The sequence below is a fragment of the Acinetobacter sp. 1125_18A genome (assembly GCF_052824985.1).
The window spans coordinates 35403-54705 of sequence record NZ_VTDG01000002.1 but is presented as its reverse complement, the minus strand read 5'-3'; the positions used below and the strand labels follow the sequence as shown (position 1 = coordinate 54705).

18 protein-coding genes and 3 tRNA genes are annotated in these 19303 nt (G+C 39.1%); 7 read left to right on the top strand and 14 right to left on the bottom strand.

The genetic code is table 11. From position 1 onward, the window contains the following. Positions 1–71: 71 nt before the first annotated feature. The gene (gene mgtE / locus FY049_RS03175) at positions 72–1409 is read left to right on the top strand and encodes a magnesium transporter (RefSeq protein ID WP_446083182.1); all 1338 of its coding nucleotides are present in this window, start codon (positions 72–74) and stop codon (positions 1407–1409) included. Between the two features lie 45 nt (positions 1410–1454). Here the strand turns inward: mgtE and FY049_RS03170 are convergent, their stop codons facing one another. From FY049_RS03170 to FY049_RS03135, 8 genes are all read right to left on the bottom strand, one after another. Then, positions 1455–1904 carry a DUF2726 domain-containing protein gene (locus FY049_RS03170; protein ID WP_056514285.1) on the bottom strand — a complete coding sequence of 150 codons (450 nt, stop codon included), beginning with the start codon at positions 1902–1904 and terminating at the stop codon, positions 1455–1457. Positions 1905–1966: 62 nt separating this feature from the next. Further along, a tRNA-Asn gene (locus FY049_RS03165) sits at positions 1967–2042 on the bottom strand. Positions 2043–2370: 328 nt separating this feature from the next. Beyond that, entirely contained in the window at positions 2371–2544 is a 174-nt protein-coding gene (locus tag FY049_RS03160) for a hypothetical protein (protein ID WP_224964950.1), read from the bottom strand. 121 nt (positions 2545–2665) lie between these two features. Further along, positions 2666–2741 (bottom strand) — tRNA-Asn (locus FY049_RS03155). A 5-nt stretch (positions 2742–2746) separates the two neighbouring features. Further along, positions 2747–2822 (bottom strand) — tRNA-Asn (locus tag FY049_RS03150). A gap of 74 nt (positions 2823–2896) precedes the next feature. After that, positions 2897–3292 carry a hypothetical protein gene (locus tag FY049_RS03145; RefSeq protein ID WP_224964951.1) on the bottom strand — a complete coding sequence of 132 codons (396 nt, stop codon included), beginning with the start codon at positions 3290–3292 and terminating at the stop codon, positions 2897–2899. A 327-nt stretch (positions 3293–3619) separates the two neighbouring features. Then, positions 3620–4246 carry a superoxide dismutase gene (locus FY049_RS03140; RefSeq protein ID WP_004722425.1) on the bottom strand — a complete coding sequence of 209 codons (627 nt, stop codon included), beginning with the start codon at positions 4244–4246 and terminating at the stop codon, positions 3620–3622. A 220-nt stretch (positions 4247–4466) separates the two neighbouring features. Then, positions 4467–5225, bottom strand: coding sequence for a Nif3-like dinuclear metal center hexameric protein (locus FY049_RS03135; protein ID WP_056514277.1), 759 nt, complete (start codon positions 5223–5225; stop codon positions 4467–4469). Between the two features lie 171 nt (positions 5226–5396). Here FY049_RS03135 and FY049_RS03130 point away from each other — a divergent pair, with 171 nt between their 5' ends. Next, the gene (locus tag FY049_RS03130) at positions 5397–6572 is read left to right on the top strand and encodes a S1C family serine protease (RefSeq protein WP_446083181.1); all 1176 of its coding nucleotides are present in this window, start codon (positions 5397–5399) and stop codon (positions 6570–6572) included. Positions 6573–6652: 80 nt separating this feature from the next. On the opposite strand, the gene FY049_RS03125 is transcribed toward FY049_RS03130, so the two are convergent. The 3 genes from FY049_RS03125 to radA form a co-directional block, all read right to left on the bottom strand. Then, entirely contained in the window at positions 6653–6979 is a 327-nt protein-coding gene (locus FY049_RS03125) for a hypothetical protein (RefSeq protein WP_056514274.1), read from the bottom strand. 183 nt (positions 6980–7162) lie between these two features. Continuing rightward, positions 7163–8164, bottom strand: coding sequence for a Tim44 domain-containing protein (locus FY049_RS03120; RefSeq protein WP_004722417.1), 1002 nt, complete (start codon positions 8162–8164; stop codon positions 7163–7165). A 553-nt stretch (positions 8165–8717) separates the two neighbouring features. Further along, positions 8718–10103 carry a DNA repair protein RadA gene (gene radA, locus FY049_RS03115; protein ID WP_004722416.1) on the bottom strand — a complete coding sequence of 462 codons (1386 nt, stop codon included), beginning with the start codon at positions 10101–10103 and terminating at the stop codon, positions 8718–8720. A 279-nt stretch (positions 10104–10382) separates the two neighbouring features. On the opposite strand from radA, the gene FY049_RS03110 reads away from it, so the two are divergent. The 5 genes from FY049_RS03110 to FY049_RS03090 all read left to right on the top strand — a co-directional run bounded on the left by FY049_RS03110 (position 10383) and on the right by FY049_RS03090 (position 14886). After that, positions 10383–11783 (top strand): amino acid permease, encoded by a 1401-nt coding sequence (locus FY049_RS03110; RefSeq protein ID WP_004819689.1) that lies wholly within the window; start codon positions 10383–10385, stop codon positions 11781–11783. Positions 11784–11938: 155 nt separating this feature from the next. After that, entirely contained in the window at positions 11939–12169 is a 231-nt protein-coding gene (locus FY049_RS03105; RefSeq protein ID WP_004819690.1) for a hypothetical protein, read from the top strand. A gap of 33 nt (positions 12170–12202) precedes the next feature. Then, positions 12203–13447, top strand: coding sequence for a diaminopimelate decarboxylase (lysA, locus tag FY049_RS03100; RefSeq protein ID WP_224964953.1), 1245 nt, complete (start codon positions 12203–12205; stop codon positions 13445–13447). A gap of 13 nt (positions 13448–13460) precedes the next feature. Next, positions 13461–14306, top strand: coding sequence for a diaminopimelate epimerase (gene dapF / locus FY049_RS03095; RefSeq protein WP_004722412.1), 846 nt, complete (start codon positions 13461–13463; stop codon positions 14304–14306). A gap of 151 nt (positions 14307–14457) precedes the next feature. Continuing rightward, positions 14458–14886 carry a DUF7832 domain-containing protein gene (locus FY049_RS03090; protein WP_151956181.1) on the top strand — a complete coding sequence of 143 codons (429 nt, stop codon included), beginning with the start codon at positions 14458–14460 and terminating at the stop codon, positions 14884–14886. A gap of 259 nt (positions 14887–15145) precedes the next feature. Here the strand turns inward: FY049_RS03090 and FY049_RS03085 are convergent, their stop codons facing one another. The 3 genes from FY049_RS03085 to FY049_RS03075 form a co-directional block, all read right to left on the bottom strand. Next, positions 15146–15523, bottom strand: a complete 378-nt coding sequence (locus FY049_RS03085) for a VOC family protein (protein WP_446083180.1) — start codon at positions 15521–15523, stop codon at positions 15146–15148. 253 nt (positions 15524–15776) lie between these two features. Next, entirely contained in the window at positions 15777–18206 is a 2430-nt protein-coding gene (lon, locus tag FY049_RS03080; RefSeq protein WP_004722406.1) for an endopeptidase La, read from the bottom strand. Positions 18207–18353: 147 nt separating this feature from the next. Further along, entirely contained in the window at positions 18354–18938 is a 585-nt protein-coding gene (locus FY049_RS03075; protein ID WP_056514265.1) for a 5-formyltetrahydrofolate cyclo-ligase, read from the bottom strand. Positions 18939–19303: the final 365 nt, after the last annotated feature.

Below are 19303 nucleotides of genomic sequence, written 5' to 3'. Positions count from 1 at the left end.
AAAAACATCTTTATTTTCGTGGGATTGCAGTCCAACATGTGGCAAAAGTTTGATGGAATTTGGATCATCCTATGCAATTTTCTTTGGCACTCGTTTCAGAAATAGAAAAAGCCATTCAAAACCATCAATTTGATCTCATTGAAAAACAATTTGAACAAATCAATGATGCCGATATCGCAAAAATTTTGGCAGACTTATCTTTAAATGAACAGCTGACATTGGTGGAGTATTTGCCCAATGCTGCCTATATTCTTGAGTTTTTATCACTCGAACAACAACTTAAAATTTCTGAACATTTACCGAAACAGATACTGGTCAATATCATTTCTGAGATGCACTCGGACGATCGTACTGATTTATTTAAGTACTTGCCTTATGCATTACAACAATCTGTTTATGCCGATTTAAGCCCTGAAATACAACAGCAGATCCAACATTTAGCCAGATATCCAGAAGAGTCTGCTGGTGCAATTATGAGTTCAGATTATGTGACATTGTCACCTGATTTGAACATGGCACAAGCCATCAAGCAGATCAGAGCAATTGCCACAGATCGTGAAACGGTCTATTTGATTTATGTGGTCAATGCACAAGGCAAGTTACTCGGGGTTGTGTCCTTACGTGAAATTATTCTTGCTGAGCCTGAGCAAACCATTGCTGAAGTTATGAGTACGGATTTGATTGTTGGGGACGTTAATGAAGACCAAGAGAGCATTGCAGAGAAGCTGCATTATTATGACTTTATTGCGCTGCCAATTGTTGATGAGCAACAACGTCTTTTAGGTATTGTTACTTATGATGATGCCATGGATGTCGTTACTGAAGAAGCCACAGAAGACTTTTTAAAATCCAGTGCAGTCTCATCGTCTCCTAAAATGAGTATTAAGACAGCACCGATTCATTACCTCTATAAAAAACGGGTATTTTGGTTGGTGATTTTGGTTTTTGGCAGCTTATTGTCTGGATTCGGGATTGCGCATTTTGAAGATATTATCGCAAAGAATATTGTGCTGGTATTCTTTTTGCCGCTTTTGGTCGGGAGTGGCGGGAATGCTGGCTCACAATCGGCCACGTTAATGGTACGGGCATTGGCAACGGGTGATGTACATTTAAAAGATTGGATATATCTGATTGGGCGTGAAAGCTTGGTCGGTTTATGTTTGGGCGGAACAATGGCAATTGCTGTGTCCATTCTTGGCTACTTTAGAGGCGATGCAATGGTCGCTTTGGTTTTAGCTTTAAGTATGATGGGTATCGTATTGATGGGTTGCTTAATAGGAATGAGTCTGCCATTTATACTGAATCGTTTAAAACTGGATCCAGCAAGTGCTTCGGCACCCTTAGTAACTTCGATTTGCGATGCAACAGGCGTTATCGTTTACTTATGTATTGCATCGATTATTTTATAAGACATGGCTGAATGGTAAGCTTTAAAAATGCTTGGCTGATCATGTTTAATCAGCAATGTCTTTTCTTAAATCTCGACAACTGGGAATATCGGTATAGCGATATACCTGATAACCTGCTTGTTCTAACATCTCGTCACGTTGTGCATCGATATGTTCTTTGCCAAGGTGACTGGGATCATCGAGTTCAATAATAGCAATCACTTCAAGCTGTTTGTCGAGTAGGACAAAGTCGGTCACTTTACGATTGAATTTGGAACGCAATTTAAATTGATTGCAATCAATTAATGCGCTAAACGCGACTTGTGCAAGTACATGATGTTGTGGAAAGGCTTCATTTAAACGGAAAAACATTTTCTGTTCAAAAGGGGTGATCACACGTTTTGCATAATAATGTTTATTTCGAAATAAATACTGACCAAAGCAGGCAAGCAATAAAGCAAAGGTTGCGATACTGCCAATCAATAAAAATAAAATTTGATGTAAATCGAGAGACATAAGGGATCGGTATCGTATAGACAAGAAAAAACCCACTCAATCATGAGTGGGTTTTTAAAATCTGGCTCTCCAACCTGGGCTCGAACCAGGGACCTGCGGATTAACAGTCCGTCGCTCTACCGACTGAGCTATTGGAGAATCTGGAACGCATTTTAGGGATGAAATGGGAATGGGTCAAGGAAAAATTGTTAAATTCATCATAAAAAAGCATTATTTGCTAAATATTTGATCATTCTGAATAAAAGTAAATCTGAATAAAAGCAAAGTTGTTTTAAACGTTCTGAAATTGAGAGTGAAATCAATTATAGTCAACCTGTCAAAAAACTCAGGCACAAGAATATAATTTCTCTTAATTAATATTTTTAATTAAATCAATTATATGGAAAAAATAAATTGTTTGATTATAAAAAGCTAGCAATGCCACACCTTACATTCAAAGTTTAAATACCATTGCGTAGGCGATGCCTCACTTTTCAGAGATGAAAAGATGACAAAAATCTTCTGCTGGGCGAGGGGTACGTCCTGTACCCCCGCCCAACGGCGACATCCATGTCGCCCCACGATAGGATAACCATCTAGGATTCAAAAGTACAAAAATGAATTGATAACCAACAGTTTCTAAAATTTCATACAAAAACATAAGCTTTAGTTATGATCAATGACTTGTATGAATAATTAAGTGATTTGACCGTACATCTTTTATTTATAGAAAATAAAGATATAAAAAAGCCCACTTCATTATGAGTGGGCTTTTTAGAATCTGGCTCTTCCACCTGGGCTCGAACCAGGGACCTGCGGATTAACAGTCCGTCGCTCTACCGACTGAGCTATGGAAGAATAGATGGCTCTCCAACCTGGGCTCGAACCAGGGACCTGCGGATTAACAGTCCGTCGCTCTACCGACTGAGCTATTGGAGAATCTGATGCGCATTTTATGGATGAAAGCCAAAGTGGTCAAGTGAAATGATAAGAAAAAAGTCTTAAATGTTTTTTTATTGTCCGAATTTAAAGAGTTTGTATATATATTGATTATTTTTAAAGTTTTCCAGTTCTTTATTCGAGATTAAATGATCATAAGTGATTAAATTTTGTTGCAGCTGAAGAAGGGTTTGTATTCGTTGTGATGTTTTCATTCGGACTAAAGCGCTAAAAATAATCGCGATTTCTAAGATTTGAATATTTTTAAAAAGCAAGTTTGATGAAATCACTATATTTTTAACCCTATAGGCTTTTTTCCACAAAAAATGTTGTTGCATAATGTGATCAATAAACATTAAGTCAAGTTCGTAACACATACCAAAAGAAAAGCCTCGATGTTCTTGCTGTATTTTACGCATGCTGAAAGCAGAAATTTGTGCATAATTAATGGTGATTTTTATTGCATACATTTGAATTTGGCAAAACTCGGAATGAAAACATATCTGTGGTCGTCCATGTTTGATCAGCAAAGACAATGAAATAAGTTCAAACAACACAATAAACAGCCAAAATAGGACCACAAAAATAAAAGTGAAGCTGATATCGTCCGTGTCGGTAATATAGAGATAACAGGGGATCTGAATAGCGCTAAGCATTGCATAACTATAAAAGATTTTTATTGGATCTGCTTTTACCGTGTAATTAGGATTGATCATATTTGAATTGAAAAAATTGAATCGCATAAAAAGGCCATTCTAATCAGAATGGCCTTTTTACAAAAATAAAATGCTGAGATCTTATTTTTCAACACCAGCTTCTTGGCCCGCATATTTCGCGTTTGCATAGTCCCAGTTTACAAGGCTTTCTAAGAAAGTCGAAATGTATTTAGGACGAGCATTACGGAAGTCGATGTAATAAGCATGTTCCCAAACATCAATTGTAAGTACCGCTACTTTGCCATGTGCAAGTGGAGTATCTGCATTTGAAGTTTTAAGAATAGAAAGCTCGCCATTCACTTTATCAGCAACTAACCAAGCCCAACCTGAACCGAATTGAGTTGTTGCAGCAGCTGCGAACTCTTCAGCGAATTTTTCGTAAGAACCGAAAGCTTCATCAATTTTAGCAGCTAAAGCGCCAGTAGCTTTACCGCCACCATTTTTAGCCATACAGTTCCAGTAGAATGTGTGGTTCCAAACTTGTGCAGCATTGTTAAATACACCTGCTTTAGATGCATCGCCAGCAACAGCAACAATGATCTCTTCTAAAGTTTTACCTTCAAGATCAGTACCCTTGATTAAGTTGTTTAAGTTTACAACATAAGTATTGTGGTGCTTGTCATGATGGAATTCTAAAGTTTCTTTGCTGATGTGCGGCGCAAGATCTTCATAGCCGTATGGTAAAGCAGGTAAAGTAATGGTTGTCATGTTTTAAATTCCTTGCATTTAGCTGGGTTTTAACATTAAGTGGCTTTATTGTAATGGATTCTTTCAACAATTGTGCAAGATGTTAAATAACAATACACAATTTATTTCGATTTAATACGTATATAGAAAATCTAAAAAGTACATCGCATTTTTATGGAAAAGTGTCTAATCGGCAGAGCAATATTTGCCAAAAAATGCGTTACATTTTTTAGGATAGCGCTTAAATCGGGTTGTTGAGTTCGAAATAACTAGCGTCAATATTGAACTGTTCAGCGATCGCTTGAGCAAGTTGTTGAACACCATAGCGCTCTGTTGCATGGTGTCCACATGCATAGTAATGCACATCTAACTCTTTGGCTTCATAAAAAGTACGTTCGCTGACTTCACCTGAAATATAGGCATCACAATTCATCGCTGCCGCTTTGCCTATAAAATCCTGTGCTCCACCTGTACAAAATCCGACTTTTTGAATCAATGATTTTTCTGCATTGAGATGGATGGTATCAAAGCCTAATTTTTCAGTGAGAAGGTGTTTAAAATCTTCTGGTGAGATCGGGTTTTTTAAATAACCAATATTACCAATCGGATTGCGTTCGCTTGGGTCTAAAGCTTCAATGTTTTCCAGCTCAAGGATTTTGGCAATCATTGCATTATTCCCCAATATTGGATGCGAATCTAAGGGGAGGTGGTATCCAACAAGTGAAATATCATTTTGAATTAATGCTTTGATTCGTTTGCCACGCATGCCAGTGATTGGATAGGGTTCACCTTTCCAGAAATAACCATGATGGACCAAGAGAAGGTCTGCTTGTTGTGCAATCGCTGCATCAATCGCATCCTGCGACGCGGTGACTGCACACAGGATTTTTTTTACTTCAGATCGTCCTTCGATTTGTAATCCATTGGGCGCGTAATCTTTAAATTCATGTGATTTTAAGGTTTGATCACACCACTGGATGATATCTTTGAGTAAAGCCATGAATAACCTTTATTTAAATGAAGTGTGTTAAGACCATCAAAACATATTTTAAATTGTAACTAAAGCTGAACAAAACTCTTTGTGTTTTTTATGTTTCTTGATTGAATTGCTTTACAATATACAAATTGCTTTTGCATCAACGAATTAAAAAATTCTTAGAGGAATAAAAACGTGCGGCGTTCATTTACTTGGCTCCCTTGGGTTTTACTGATACTGGTTATTATTTGTTTTGTGGTTTGGCAAAAACTTCAACAGCCCAAAGCACCCATTGCTGCTGATGGTGTGAAGATGCCAGCTGAGAAAGTTGAGCCTTTGGTCAATACATCTCGAACGGGTGGTGTGGTGTCCTATAGTGCTGCCGTTAAGGTTGCTGCACCTGCAGTGGTGAATATTTTTACCACTCAAAAAGTAAAACAAAATCATCCATTGCTCAATGATCCTGCGTTTAGAGAGTTCTTTGGAAATCAGATCCCTGAACAAAATCAAAACCAGAATGAAAACAGTTTAGGTTCTGGAGTGATTGTGCGTCCAGATGGTTATATTTTGACAAATAACCATGTGATTGCTCAAGCAGATCAAATCGTTGTTGCCTTGCAAGATGGTCGCCGTGCAGAAGCGACTGTAATCGGGACAGACCCTGATACAGATTTGGCTGTGATTAAAATAGAGTTGAAAGAATTACCTGTCTTGCCATTTAAATTGAGTGGCAATGAAGTCGGTGATGTTGTGTTGGCAATAGGCAATCCATTTGGTGTAGGGCAAACGGTAACGCAGGGGATTATCTCTGCGACGGGTCGTTCTGATCTCGGTATCAATACTTACGAAGACTTTATTCAGACCGATGCAGCCATTAACCCGGGTAATTCTGGTGGTGCATTGATTGATGTGGCTGGGAATTTGATTGGGGTTAATACTGCAATCTTCTCACAGTCAGGTGGTTCGTTGGGGATTGGCTTTGCCATTCCTGCCAAAATCTGTCAGCAAATTTTAAATTCAATTTTAAAAGATGGTCGTGTGATTCGTGGATGGATGGGCATTAGTTTAGTTCCGCCAACGCAAGCAGATGTTTTACAACCGCGTCAGCCAGGTGTTGTGGTTGCTGATGTCTTGAAAAAAGGTCCTGCGGCAGAAGCTGGGATTAAAGTAGGCGATCGTATTATTAAAGTGAATAATGAAGATATTACTTCAACCTCACATTTAATTAATTATGTTGCACTCCAAGCACCGAATACCGATATTCAAGTTGAAGTCATTCGTGGCGAACAAACCGTAAATCTCACGGTTAAAGTGGGTGAGCGTAAAGTTCAAAGTGCTGACTCACAATTTATCCCTTTACCACGACGTTAAGTCTTACGAAAATTTTAGCCCTGATGAATCAGGGCTTTTTTATTTCTGAGATGCAGATTTTTCTTAGCTCATAAGACTATTTAGTGAGGCCAATTGGCACAGGGATTAGGTAATAGGCTATGGATTGCACCAACTTCTTCATCTGAGAGCTTTGCATCTTTATTTTTATCTAAGAATTTAAATAATTTAATGTTTTTATCTTTGCCTTGAAACTGTCTGTCATCTGGCCACGGTAGTGGATCAAAGTCTTTGACTTTTAAGAACTCATTGAGTTCAAAGGTATCATTCTTATTTAAATCATAGGTCTTATGAAACTTCTCCCAGTCTAAAGAAGCCGGATCACAGGCAAAGCTAAAGCTTGAAAGTGCGCTACAACTGAGAATTAGACTATAGATTATTTTATTCATCTGTTTTATCCCATTTTTTTAATTAGCTTTGATTATAAAGACAAAGTGATTTTAAACGAATGGTTGCATCTCAACAAAACTATTTCCGTCTTGATTCAATCTATTCGATAGAAAATACTATATTTTTTAAAACAAAAAAACAGTGCCGAAGCACTGTTTTTATTGCAATAAAATGGTATTCAATTAACTTTCTTGTTGAATCCCAGCAACTAACCAATCTTGCGTAGACCCTGCTGGTTTAACAAAGTGCCATACTTCTGAGAACGGTACAGGTTGACTATTTAAGTCTTCGCTGACAGTTCCAGTAAAACGAACACTCACCACGTATTGTCCATTTTCTGTCGCGCTATCCAATACCAACGCATTTAAGTTTGAAAACTCAGCCACATCTTGATCTTGGTTTGCCATGATATCGCTGTACATTGACTGATAAAGATCAGCTGTTAAATAGCGTTGAATTTCAGCAATATTGCTCACTGAGTTCATTGACTGAATATGGTTAAAGCGTTGACGAGCAACACGTAAGAAAGCAGCAGGTTCAGTTCCATCCGGAAGTTGATTGCCGCTTTGCATAGAGGCTGCGCCAAACGGTGCTTGTGTTGCAGTACCACCATTGACAGACTGACCAAAAATATTGGTCGTGTCGTTTGAACTACGTGCCGTATTGTTTTGACCAAATGGCGCAGATGTTGGACCTGTGCTATTTGGTGCATACGGATTATTGCTGGCTAATTTTTTTTTTGCACCGAATTTACGGAACAAGAAGAATGCAGCACCTGCGATCAGGATTAACCAGATCCAGCTTGGAATTCCACCTTTTTTCTCTTCTTGTTGAGCAGCTGCTTGTTGTTTCGCTAATTCAGCATCATTGGTCTGTGCTTGGGCATTACCATTATGATCATCAGCCATTGCATTTGCCGCAATCGCACCTACTGCTGCACCTGCAACACCAGCAGCAACCATTTTACCTACACCAGAACCTGATTTTTGTTGACCAGGTTGAGCAGGCGTTGGTTGTTGAGCAGGCGTAACTTGTCGAGGTTGAGAATAAGACTGACTTGAACTCGAAGAACGGCTCATGCCATGGCTTTTACCACCACCTGCACGTTTTGCTTCAGCTAAAGGTGCTACAGCCAAAGTTGCCATTAAAATACCTGCGACCAAGCCGCGCTGTCGAACTTCCATTGAATCTACCTATATTAAAAATATGTTGATGAATATGAGTGTAAGCACATTACTGTAATTGCTTTTCATAGTTCTCTTTATGCAGTCTTTTTAAGAGAATTTCAATGTTTTTAAGATTTATTTGCACATATATTCACATAAACATAACGAATATATTGCTGGGCTTTTAAAGCCCAATACGGATTTTCTAATCTATTGAAATAATTAAAACTATCAATTTAAAAAGGCTTTTATCATATCGGTGGAATTGTGCTGTGATATACAAATTTAGTGCAGCAATTTATGATAAAAATTCTCATGATTTAATGGATAATTTATAGCGTGTAGTATCCAGCCTTTACCTTTAAATTATTTGAATAAATATCGATCGATCAATCCGTTATAAAAATGATTAAAGCAAAACTGTTGTTTCAACTTTAGTCAGAGATTTAATTTTTATTGGATCTATGATGGTTCATTTAATGAGGGATAAGAAGCAAATTTTTATTTAAGCTAATTATCAAAGCAAGCTTACTTCCTTGTAAGGCTTGGTCCTATTTTATAAATGGGATGCTTAGACTTCATCACTCAATTGCATGGCTTCTGTTAATGCTTCATGCAGTCGAGCCACTGCAATGATTTGTACACCTGCAATAGGCTTTTGTGGTGCATTGCCTCTAGGTACGATGATGTATTTAAAACCATGTTTTATGGCTTCTTTTAAGCGTTCTTGTCCATTGGGAACAGGGCGTATTTCACCCGATAATCCCACTTCACCAAATACAGCCAATTGTTGTGGTAAAGCTTTAGAGCGTAAACTTGAAGCACAGGCCAAAAGTACCGCAAGATCAGAGCCTGTTTCGGTAATTTTCAAGCCACCCACGACATTGACATAAACGTCTTGTCCAGAGGTTTGTACACCACCATGGCGATGCATAACCGCAAGCAACATATTTAAGCGGTTTTGTTCTAAGCCCAGTGCGACCCGACGCGGTTGTCCATGCGCGTCATCAACCAGTGCTTGAACTTCAACCAATAATGGCCGTGTCCCTTCACGACTGATCATCACCACTGAACCGGGAATCGCTTCATCATAACGACTTAAAAAGATGGCAGACGGATTGGCGACTTCTTTTAAGCCCTTATCTGTCATGCCAAATACACCAAGTTCATTGACCGCACCAAAACGGTTTTTAACAGCACGAATCATACGATAGCGGGAGTCAGATTGCCCTTCAAAATACAGTACACAATCGACCATATGTTCAAGCACACGTGGACCTGCCAAGGCACCTTCTTTGGTGACGTGACCAACAAGAAATAACGCTGTACCACTGTTTTTTGCAAATCGAGTCAATAGTGCAGCTGACTCACGAATTTGCGAAACACCGCCGGGAGCAGATTGTAAGGTTTCGGTATATAAGGTTTGGATTGAGTCAAGGATGGCAACAGCAGGGCGCAATTGTGCGAGGGTGTCACAAATTCGTTCTACACACGTCTCTGCCATGACTTGTAATTTATCAGTAGCTAAGTCAAGACGATTGGCACGTAAAGCCACTTGTGAAAGTGATTCTTCCCCTGTGACATAGAGCGCTGAATTCTTCGCAGCAGCCATGTGCGTTGCGGTTTGCAACAGAATCGTTGATTTACCAATACCAGGGTCACCCCCGATCAGGACGACAGAACCTGTGACTAAACCACCACCAAGTACTCGGTCAAACTCACCTATACCTGTAGCTAAACGTGTTTCATTGGACACGGTAATCTGGTTAAGTAAGGTGACATTGGCTGCTTGTCCAGCATACCCACCGCCCATAGGTTTGGCACGATGTGATACGACAGGTTCAATGCGCACTTCAGTCAGAGAATTCCATTCACCACAGTCTGAACATTGACCTGCCCATTTTGGATGGTCTGTACCACATTGTTCACAACGATAAACAGTTTTGACTTTGCCCATTTTGAGTGCGTTCACCTTTTGAATGATGTGCTGAATGTACCAATAGCGCCATTGAAATACAATTTTTTGCTTAACATCTCGCCAAAAACTATTTTGGCACGTAAACTGCAAATCGAAGGAACGGTAAAAATAAGAAAGGTAAGGGATAGTCGTTTGACTATTAAATAAGCTAAAAGATGAAAAAACTTAGATATTTTAAGTATTCATTGAAAAAGGCTTTTTTATTTTTTTTGTTTTAAGCTACTTTTGTACAACGAAATCTGAGAGAAGAATATAACAATGTCAAATGAAAACCTCAGTTCTTCTGCGGAAACAGGTGAACTAGCAAGAAGTTTATCAAATCGTCATCTACAATTAATTGCAATTGGTGGTGCGATTGGTACAGGCTTATTTATGGGTTCAGGGAAGACGATCAGTCTTGCGGGACCATCCATATTATTTATTTACATGATCATTGGTTTGATGGTTTTTTTCGTCATGCGTGCGCTTGGTGAACTGTTACTTTCGAACTTGCAATACAAGTCATTTATTGATTTTTCTACAGATTTGATCGGACCATGGGCAGGCTATTTTGTCGGATGGACCTATTGGCTGTGCTGGATCACGATTGGTATTGCAGATCTATCTGCAATTATCTATTACTTACAGTTCTTCAATAATGGGGTGCCCTTTACCCCAACTGAAGGGGCAATGATTAGTGTTGCTGCAATCTTCTTTATTTTAGGATTGAACCTAGTCACAGTAAAACTGTTTGGTGAATTGGAATTCTGGTTTGCGTTGATCAAAATTATTGCCATTGTGGTGTTAATTTTGGTGGGTTTCTGGATGATTTTTACCGGCTTTACTTCTGCAGCAACAGGTCAAGTGGCGTCATTTACTCATCTTTGGGATCATGGGGGAATGTTCCCGAAAGGCTTTGAAGGCTTCTTAGCAGGCTTCCAAATTGCCATCTTTGCTTTTGTCGGTGTTGAACTTGTTGGTACCACAGCAGCAGAAACCAAAGATCCAGAGAAGAACTTACCTAAAGCAGTTAACTCAATTCCAATCCGTATTATTTTCTTCTATGTATTGGCATTGGTGATTGTTATGTCAGTTACACCATGGAATATGATTGATCCTAAAGTTAGCCCATTTGTGAACTTGTTTAGTCAAGCGGGAATTGCTGCGGCTGCAATCATTATGAACTTGGTGGTCCTTTCTTCTGTAATGTCTTCAATGAACAGTGGTGTATTCTCAACAAGTCGTATGCTATTTGGTCTTTCTCGTGAAGATCAAGGTCCTAAAGCATTTGGTCTGTTAAATAAACGCGCAGTTCCAGCGAATGCTTTATATTTCTCTGGTGTATGTCTATTGGGTGGTGCGGCATTACAATACTTCGTTCCTAATACTGTCGAAGCATTTACTTTAGCAACCACACTGTCAACGATCTTGTTTATCTTGGTATGGATCATTATTTTGTGGAGTTACTTGGTGTACTACAAAACACGCCCAGAACTTCATGCAAAATCAGTGTTTAAATTACCAGGCGGACCGATTACTTGTTATATCGTGATCATTTTCTTTGTCGGTACGATTGGTATTCTTGCATTAGAACCAGATACAATGAAATCATTGATGGTCAGTCCGATCTGGCTCATTATTCTTGCGATTGGTTATTTCTGTTTTTATAAGAAAAAATAGTCATTAACGATTTCAATGATATTGATAAGAAAACGTCAGTAATTTACTGGCGTTTTTTTTATTCTCATTTTAAGCTTTAAGGCTTCCGCTTTGGTCTATATTTTAGATTCAAGGTATAAGGTATACTGACGAAAATTTTGGAAATAGGTGAACAAATGCGTTTTGCAATTTGTGGCATCGGTTTAGTTTTAGCAAGTGCGGTGTTGGTGGGTTGTGGTCAATCAGGCAATTTGCAGTTGGCAAACAGTCAAGACTATGACAAACGTGCCAAATATTTGCTTTATTCAAAAGATGCCAATAAAGCTGCCCAAAGCAAGGCAAAAGTGCAAGATCAGACAGCCATTGCAGATCAATCTGTGCCAGCGTCTCAAGCCACTTCAAACTAAACCTAATTACACTTTCATTGAAAGGATAGATTCATGAGTTTCTCCCGCATTCATGGGGTATTGCATGCAGAGCAATGTTCTTTAGATCAACTCGCGCAGCAATATGGCACACCGCTTTATGTTTATTCAAAGGCAACTTTTGAAAAGCATTATTTGGATATGGATCAGGCATTTAGCTTTATCGATCATCAAATTTGTTTTGCGGTGAAGTCAAACTCAAATCTTGCGGTATTGAATGTATTGGCAAAATTAGGCTCAGGCTTTGATATTGTCACAGGTGGTGAGCTTGCGCGAGTCCTTGCCGCAGGTGGAGATGCTACAAAAATCGTATTCTCAGGTTTAGGCAAACAAGAAGCAGATATTCAAAAAGCCCTAGAAGTAGGGATTGCGTGCTTTAATGTGGAATCCCATGCTGAACTTGATCGTATCCAAAAAGTTGCGGCAGGTTTAGGCAAAAAAGCTCCGATTTCGTTACGGGTAAACCCAGATGTAGATGCAAAAACACATCCTTATATTTCGACAGGTTTAAAAGAAAATAAATTTGGTATTCCATCAGATTCAGTTTTTGAAACCTATCAATATGCAGCGTCTTTACCCAACCTTGATGTGATTGGGATCGATTGTCACATTGGTTCGCAATTAACTGAAACACAACCTTTCGTAGATGCGCTTGACCGCGTCATTATGATGATTGCAAAATTGAAAGAATTGGGCATCCAGCTTAAACACATCGATATTGGTGGTGGTTTAGGGGTGACCTATAAAGATGAAACACCGCCAAGTGTTGCTGAATATGCCAATGCAATGCGTCCAGCTTTAGAGAAATTAGGCTTAAAAGTCTATATGGAACCGGGGCGGAGTATTTCAGCAAATGCTGGGGTATTGGTGACGAAAGTTGATTTGTTAAAACCAACCAATCATCGTAATTTCGCAATTATTGATGCTGCAATGAATGACTTGATTCGTCCATCGCTTTACCAAGCGTGGATGGACATTCAAGCTGTGGTATCGCGTATAGATGTTGAAGCAAAGACTTGGGATATCGTGGGCGCCATTTGTGAAACGGGCGATTTCCTTGGGAAAGAACGTGAACTTGCCATTCAGGAAAATGACAATCTTGCTGTTTTAGGTGCAGGTGCGTATGGTTTTGTCATGAGTTCAAATTATAACAGCCGTGGTCGTGCTGCTGAAGTCATGGTCGATGCTGACCAATCGTATGTGATTCGTAAGCGAGAAACGATTGAATCACTTTGGGAAAATGAAAGCTTATTGCCTTAAGGAGCCATTTTAAATGTTATTAGAATTTACCAAAATGCATGGTCTGGGCAATGACTTTATGGTGGTTGATTTAATCAGCCAGCGTGCATTTTTTGATGCAATGACCATTCGCCGTTTGGCTGATCGCCATTTCGGGATTGGTTTTGATCAACTGTTAATTGTTGAACCACCAGATTTTCCCAATGTTGATTTCAAATATCGTATTTTCAATGCTGATGGTTCAGAAGTAGAGCAATGCGGCAATGGGGTGCGTTGTTTTGCACGGTTTGTTTATGAACGTCAGTTGACCAATAAAAAGCGTTTTAAAGTTCAAACCAGCGCTGGTATTGTCGAACCTGAGTTGGGTGAAAATGGTTGGGTGCGCGTCAACATGGGCTATCCAAAATTTTTACCCAATGAGATTCCATTTCTTGCAGAAGAGCCAGATGCATTGTATGACATCGCATTGCAAGATAATGAATTGCTGACTATTGATGTGGTCAATATGGGCAATCCACATGCAGTGACAATCGTTCCCGATGTTTTAACTGCAGATGTTGCCAAAATTGGTCCTCAAGTGGAAGCACATGCACGTTTTCCGCAACGAGTAAATGCAGGCTTTATGCAAATTGTTGATGAAAAGCATGCGCGCTTACGTGTGTTTGAACGTGGTGTGGGCGAAACGATGGCATGTGGTACAGGCGCTTGTGCAGCCGCAGTCTCTGGAATGCGTCGTGGCTTACTTGCCAATAATGTCGAAATTGAGTTGGCTGGTGGTAAATTACAAATCGAATGGAAAGAAGGCGATGTGGTTTGGATGACAGGGCCGACGGCAACCGTTTATGAAGGTCGTTTAGATTTACGTTATTTCCAAGGTTGATCTGCTTTTCTTTTTACAGCTTAGAGCAAAGCCCTGAATTAATTTCAGGGCTTTTTTATCTCTAACTGCTTAGTTTTTGGATTAAAAAAGACCAGATAAATGTTTATACTGTTTAGAGATCTAAATAAATAATCACAAGGAAAAATAAACAATGGCAATAGATCGTATTGATTGGCATGGCGAATCCGCAGAGCAAGCAGGCTTTCCATATGAAAATGGTGGAACACATATTGGAATTTATTTGGCCTGGATTATCAATAACCAATTGGAAGGTGAGTTTCACCAAGAAGAAAGTGCCGATGAATTAGAACAAGTACGCACACGTCAAATGACTGGACGACAGTTTTTGATCAATATGTGTGATGAAAAATTTTGGGAAGAAGATTTAAATGAACAAGGCTTTGAGTTTACCCAAGCCTATTATGAGAGCCATCAATATTTTAAAGATTATGATGAAACCTTAGTTGATGCTAGAGGTTTGACAGATACTTATGCTGTGGATGATACATGGGACAATTATGATTTGATGGCAGTCGTGATTAGTCAAAAATATGCACAATGGCAGCAGAACCGTTCATAACTCTATGCGCTTTAAGCCAATAAATACTTTCTCTAAGATAAGCTTTTGTATCAGTCTCGAATTTACCCATAAAAAAACACAGTCCAAAATGGGTAGGACTGTGTTTTAACGTAGATCTGTCTGGAGACCAAATCAACGTTAAGTAACCACACTTACAGCGCGCATACTTGTATAATTTATATATGAGGATACTTGTGTATTTTTCAACCAGTCTAGTTGCCAATTTTAAATTAGCAACAGTCGTTATGTTCACTCACCATTAATTCATTGAATGAATACCAAACATATTGCCTTCAGTATCAATGGCTAAAACAATATGCCCATGAGGCCCAATCGACATTTTTGTTTGATGAACTTGACCACCAGCGGCTGCTACTCGGGCTTCTTCAATGGCACAATCTTCACTACTGAAATAGACAATTGTACTGTTTCCACCAGCAGAAATGCCTTCCATTTTAACCAATGAGCCTGTTGCGCCGTATTGGCTCATATCCGATGGAAATGTCCACATTTCCACCGATGAATCGTTTGGATCACTAAGTAAACTCAGCTCAGAACCAATCACCGTTTGATAAAATAATTTTGACCGTGCCATATCATTGACATAGATTTCGAACCAACACACTGGATTTGACATAAACGTGTCCTTTTATTTTGCTGTTATCGGTTTTATAACCATACATGGCTGTATTTATAAGCTTAAGGGCAGTTGAGCCTTTAAACTCTATTTTTAGACTTTATTGTGATTAGCTTATGACAAACTTAACTCAAGCGTAGCTGTATTTTGTAAATAAGTTTATTTTTTAATCAATATTCTAAGAAAATAAAGAAACAATAGATTATAAACACAAAAAAAGAACGCCGAAGCGTTCTCTTTTTCGGTCATTGGATCAATGACGTGCAGCTTTTTTGCCTTCATCAACAGCTTTAACGATTGGTGCTTTGACCAATGGCGTAGGTTGCTCAACCAAAGCAAGTGGAAGAATCTCATCGATACTTTTCACAGCTTTAATTTCCAAACCATCTTTCACGTTCTGAGGAATTTCAGCTAAGTCACGAACGTTTTCTTGTGGGATAAACACCAGTTTAACGCCACCACGATGTGCTGCTAAAAGTTTCTCTTTTAAGCCACCAATACGCATTGCTCGGCCACCTAAGCTGGTTTCACCTGTCATTGCAATATCAGGACGAATTGCAATCCCAGTGAATGCCGAAACCAGAGCAGTGGTTAATGCTAAACCTGCAGATGGTCCATCTTTCGGTGTCGCACCTTCAGGTAAGTGAACGTGTACGTCAGTTTCTTCAAAACGAGAAGCTTCAATACCCAATTCATCAGCACGTGTACGAACCACAGTCATTGCCGCAGTAATCGACTCTTTCATTACATCGCCGAGTGAACCCGTGGTAATAAATTTACCTTTACCTTTTACTGCTGCAACTTCGATGGTCAATAACTCACCACCGACAGAAGTCCATGCCAAGCCATTTACACGACCCACTTGAGCTTCTTCTTCCGCCATACCGTAATCAAATTTATGCACACCTAAATATTCAGGTAAGTTTTCAGCAGTGACATCAATATGTAAGTTTTTCGCTTTCTTACTGACTGATTCTTTCACCACTTTACGTGCAATCTTCGATACTTCACGTTCAAGGCTACGTACACCAGCTTCACGGGTATAACGACGTACGATGTCACGAATCGCTTCTTCATGAACAGTCAATTCTTTGCCACGTAAACCATTGTTCTTGATTGCTTTTGGAACAAGGTAACGATCAGCAATATTGACTTTTTCGTCTTCGGTATAACCCGGCAAACGAATTACTTCCATACGGTCTAATAAAGCCTCAGGAATATTCATGCTGTTTGCAGTACAGATAAACATTACTTCAGACAAGTCAAGATCAAGATCTAAGTAGTGATCGTTAAACTTGTTGTTCTGTGATGGATCAAGTACTTCAAGGAGGGCAGAAGCTGGATCACCACGATAATCCTGTGCCATTTTGTCAACTTCGTCGAGCAAGAACAGAGGGTTCTTAACGCCAACTTTGGTCAATGACTGCACAATTTTACCCGGCATCGCACCAATATAGGTACGACGATGACCACGAATTTCTGCTTCGTCACGGACACCACCGAGTGCCATACGAACGAATTCACGACCAGTTGCTTTGGCAATTGATTCCCCGAGTGAGGTTTTACCAACACCAGGAGGACCTACTAAACAAAGGATTGGACCTCGAAGTTTTTTCACGCGTGATTGCACCGCAAGGTATTCAACAATACGTTCTTTAACTTCATCCAAACCATAGTGGTCTGTATCTAAAATTTCCTGAGCTTTGGCTAAGTTAATGCTGACTTTGCTGGCTTTATTCCAAGGCGTATCTAAAATAGCCTCGATATAGTTGCGTACCACAGCAGCTTCACTTGACGCAGGTTGCATTGCTTTAAGTTTACGGAATTCGTTTTCAGCTTTTTTACGCACATGTTCAGGTAAATCAGCTTCCGCTAAACGTTTTTCAATTTCAGCAACATCATCTTCCGCACCACCATTCATATCGGAAAGTTCACGCTGAATGACTTTCATCTTTTCATTGAGGAAGTATTCGCGTTGGTTCTTTTCCATTTGGCGTTTTACAGAGTCATGCAATGTTTGCTCAATCTGTTGTTCTTCAGATTGTTGCAATAAATAAGTCATTAGCTCTTGTAAGTGTGCTTCAAACTCATCGTGCTCTAGGAATTTTTGTTTTACATCGATATTTAAAGGTACACGGGTTGCAACAAAGAACAACAATTGTAATAAATCGTCGATTTTATTTGCTGCTGCAATCAATTCACGTGCATTACGTAATTTGGCTTCTGCATACTGTGAAAACAGTGCACGTAATTCTTCTACACGTGTTGCTTGAGTATCTTTATCTACAGATATCGTCATTGGGCTTAATGCATGTTCAGCCGATAAGTATTCATCATTGTCGATGATTTCAACCAACTTAGAACGATGTAAGCCTTCAATCAGTACCTTGATACAGTTTTCATCATTTTCATGATTCACAACTTGTACAATCTTCGCGACGGTACCATATTGATATAAGTTGTCGTGATCAATTTCTTCTGTAAGCGAATCTTTTTGCGCAACTACAAATACTAAATTGTCACTGTTACGAGCCACATCAACTGCATTGATCGATTTTTCACGACCCACAAATAGCGCAATTTGCATATGTGGGTACACAACCACGTCACGCAACGCTAAAAGCGGTAATACACTTGGAACCTGTGGCTCTAAGTTTTCTTGATTCATAATAATCTCAGACATGGGCACTCCTAATGAGTGACAACGGTGTTGCCATGTTTTTTATAGTGATGTGTATTTCAAAAATTACAAGGGCTTTGCCAAATAAAAAGTTTAAAAAATCGCAAGTATCTGATTAACAATTAAACCTATTTGCATTTATTGGTCAATTTAACGGCGAAAATAATAGGTTTTTGCTGGGGTAATTAAGCTATCTAAGGGCTGATCCCATGGATTTCTTTTTAGCTCGTGGGTGAGTAACTGAAAATTATGCGCTAAACCGAGTCGATGTGGGCGGTGTGCGGCTGATGCAAGCGTTCGATCATAGAAACCGCCTCCCATGCCCATACGGCTACCTTTTAAATCACAAGCCAATAAAGGCATAACCACCAGATCGAGTATTGAAATATGTTTAGCACGACTTGCCATGGGCTCTAACATCCCAAGACGATGTAAAGAAAAGCGTCGATTGCGAAACTGCCGATTTGATATTTTGACCCAAACCAGTTTTTTGTTCATATTACAGATCATGGGCAAATACACGGTTTTTCCAATCGCACAGCAATATTCGATAAGCAATTTGGTTTGAATTTCACCAAAAGCATCTAAATATAATCCGATTTTCTGCGCATTGAAAAAATGGCGATGGCGTAGCATCTGTTTAAAGCATTGCAATTCAATGACCATTTGTTGATTGCGGGTCAGCTTTTGTCGTTGTTGTCTTAAAGATCTACGCAGTTGTGAATTTTGATCCATGTTTTGAATGCTAAAACTAAACTGTTGCCAGTATACAATGAATTGATAAACAGCATTTATAACGAAATGATCAAGATGTTATTTTGATTATCTTTTATTCACTAGAGTTTGCGATAAATGGGCAGTTTTAAGCTATTATGCTAATCGTTTGATAAAACAAGATTAAATATTGATGTTCTACATTTTAAGTCCGGAGTATCTATTCTGACAAATGTAGGATTTTGCTCAGTCAATTGCAAATGAAAGCACTTCAATTAGGCTGAGAAGAAATTCACGTGAGTGATAATTATGGATAAGCACGAAAATAAACAGGAAAACACCATGCAAAGTCAGCTAAAACAACAATCTCATACCTTGTCACGACG

What these genes read in the sequence shown, in the direction of transcription:
- FY049_RS03140 (WP_004722425.1), bottom strand. Translation starts at nt 4,246, where the DNA reads ATGACAACCATTACTTTACCTGCTTTACCATACGGCTATGAAGATCTT.
- mgtE (WP_446083182.1), top strand. Translation starts at nt 72, where the DNA reads ATGCAATTTTCTTTGGCACTCGTTTCAGAAATAGAAAAAGCCATTCAA.
- FY049_RS03120 (WP_004722417.1), bottom strand. Translation starts at nt 8,164, where the DNA reads ATGGAAGTTCGACAGCGCGGCTTGGTCGCAGGTATTTTAATGGCAACT.
- FY049_RS03085 (WP_446083180.1), bottom strand. Translation starts at nt 15,523, where the DNA reads ATGTCAAATCCAGTGTGTTGGTTCGAAATCTATGTCAATGATATGGCA.
- dapF (WP_004722412.1), top strand. Translation starts at nt 13,461, where the DNA reads ATGTTATTAGAATTTACCAAAATGCATGGTCTGGGCAATGACTTTATG.
- FY049_RS03170 (WP_056514285.1), bottom strand. Translation starts at nt 1,904, where the DNA reads ATGTCTCTCGATTTACATCAAATTTTATTTTTATTGATTGGCAGTATC.
- lysA (WP_224964953.1), top strand. Translation starts at nt 12,203, where the DNA reads ATGAGTTTCTCCCGCATTCATGGGGTATTGCATGCAGAGCAATGTTCT.
- FY049_RS03145 (WP_224964951.1), bottom strand. Translation starts at nt 3,292, where the DNA reads ATGTATGCAATAAAAATCACCATTAATTATGCACAAATTTCTGCTTTC.
- FY049_RS03160 (WP_224964950.1), bottom strand. Translation starts at nt 2,544, where the DNA reads ATGTTTTTGTATGAAATTTTAGAAACTGTTGGTTATCAATTCATTTTT.
- FY049_RS03075 (WP_056514265.1), bottom strand. Translation starts at nt 18,938, where the DNA reads ATGGATCAAAATTCACAACTGCGTAGATCTTTAAGACAACAACGACAA.
- radA (WP_004722416.1), bottom strand. Translation starts at nt 10,103, where the DNA reads ATGGGCAAAGTCAAAACTGTTTATCGTTGTGAACAATGTGGTACAGAC.
- FY049_RS03125 (WP_056514274.1), bottom strand. Translation starts at nt 6,979, where the DNA reads ATGAATAAAATAATCTATAGTCTAATTCTCAGTTGTAGCGCACTTTCA.
- FY049_RS03110 (WP_004819689.1), top strand. Translation starts at nt 10,383, where the DNA reads ATGTCAAATGAAAACCTCAGTTCTTCTGCGGAAACAGGTGAACTAGCA.
- FY049_RS03090 (WP_151956181.1), top strand. Translation starts at nt 14,458, where the DNA reads ATGGCAATAGATCGTATTGATTGGCATGGCGAATCCGCAGAGCAAGCA.
- lon (WP_004722406.1), bottom strand. Translation starts at nt 18,206, where the DNA reads ATGTCTGAGATTATTATGAATCAAGAAAACTTAGAGCCACAGGTTCCA.
- FY049_RS03135 (WP_056514277.1), bottom strand. Translation starts at nt 5,225, where the DNA reads ATGGCTTTACTCAAAGATATCATCCAGTGGTGTGATCAAACCTTAAAA.
- FY049_RS03105 (WP_004819690.1), top strand. Translation starts at nt 11,939, where the DNA reads ATGCGTTTTGCAATTTGTGGCATCGGTTTAGTTTTAGCAAGTGCGGTG.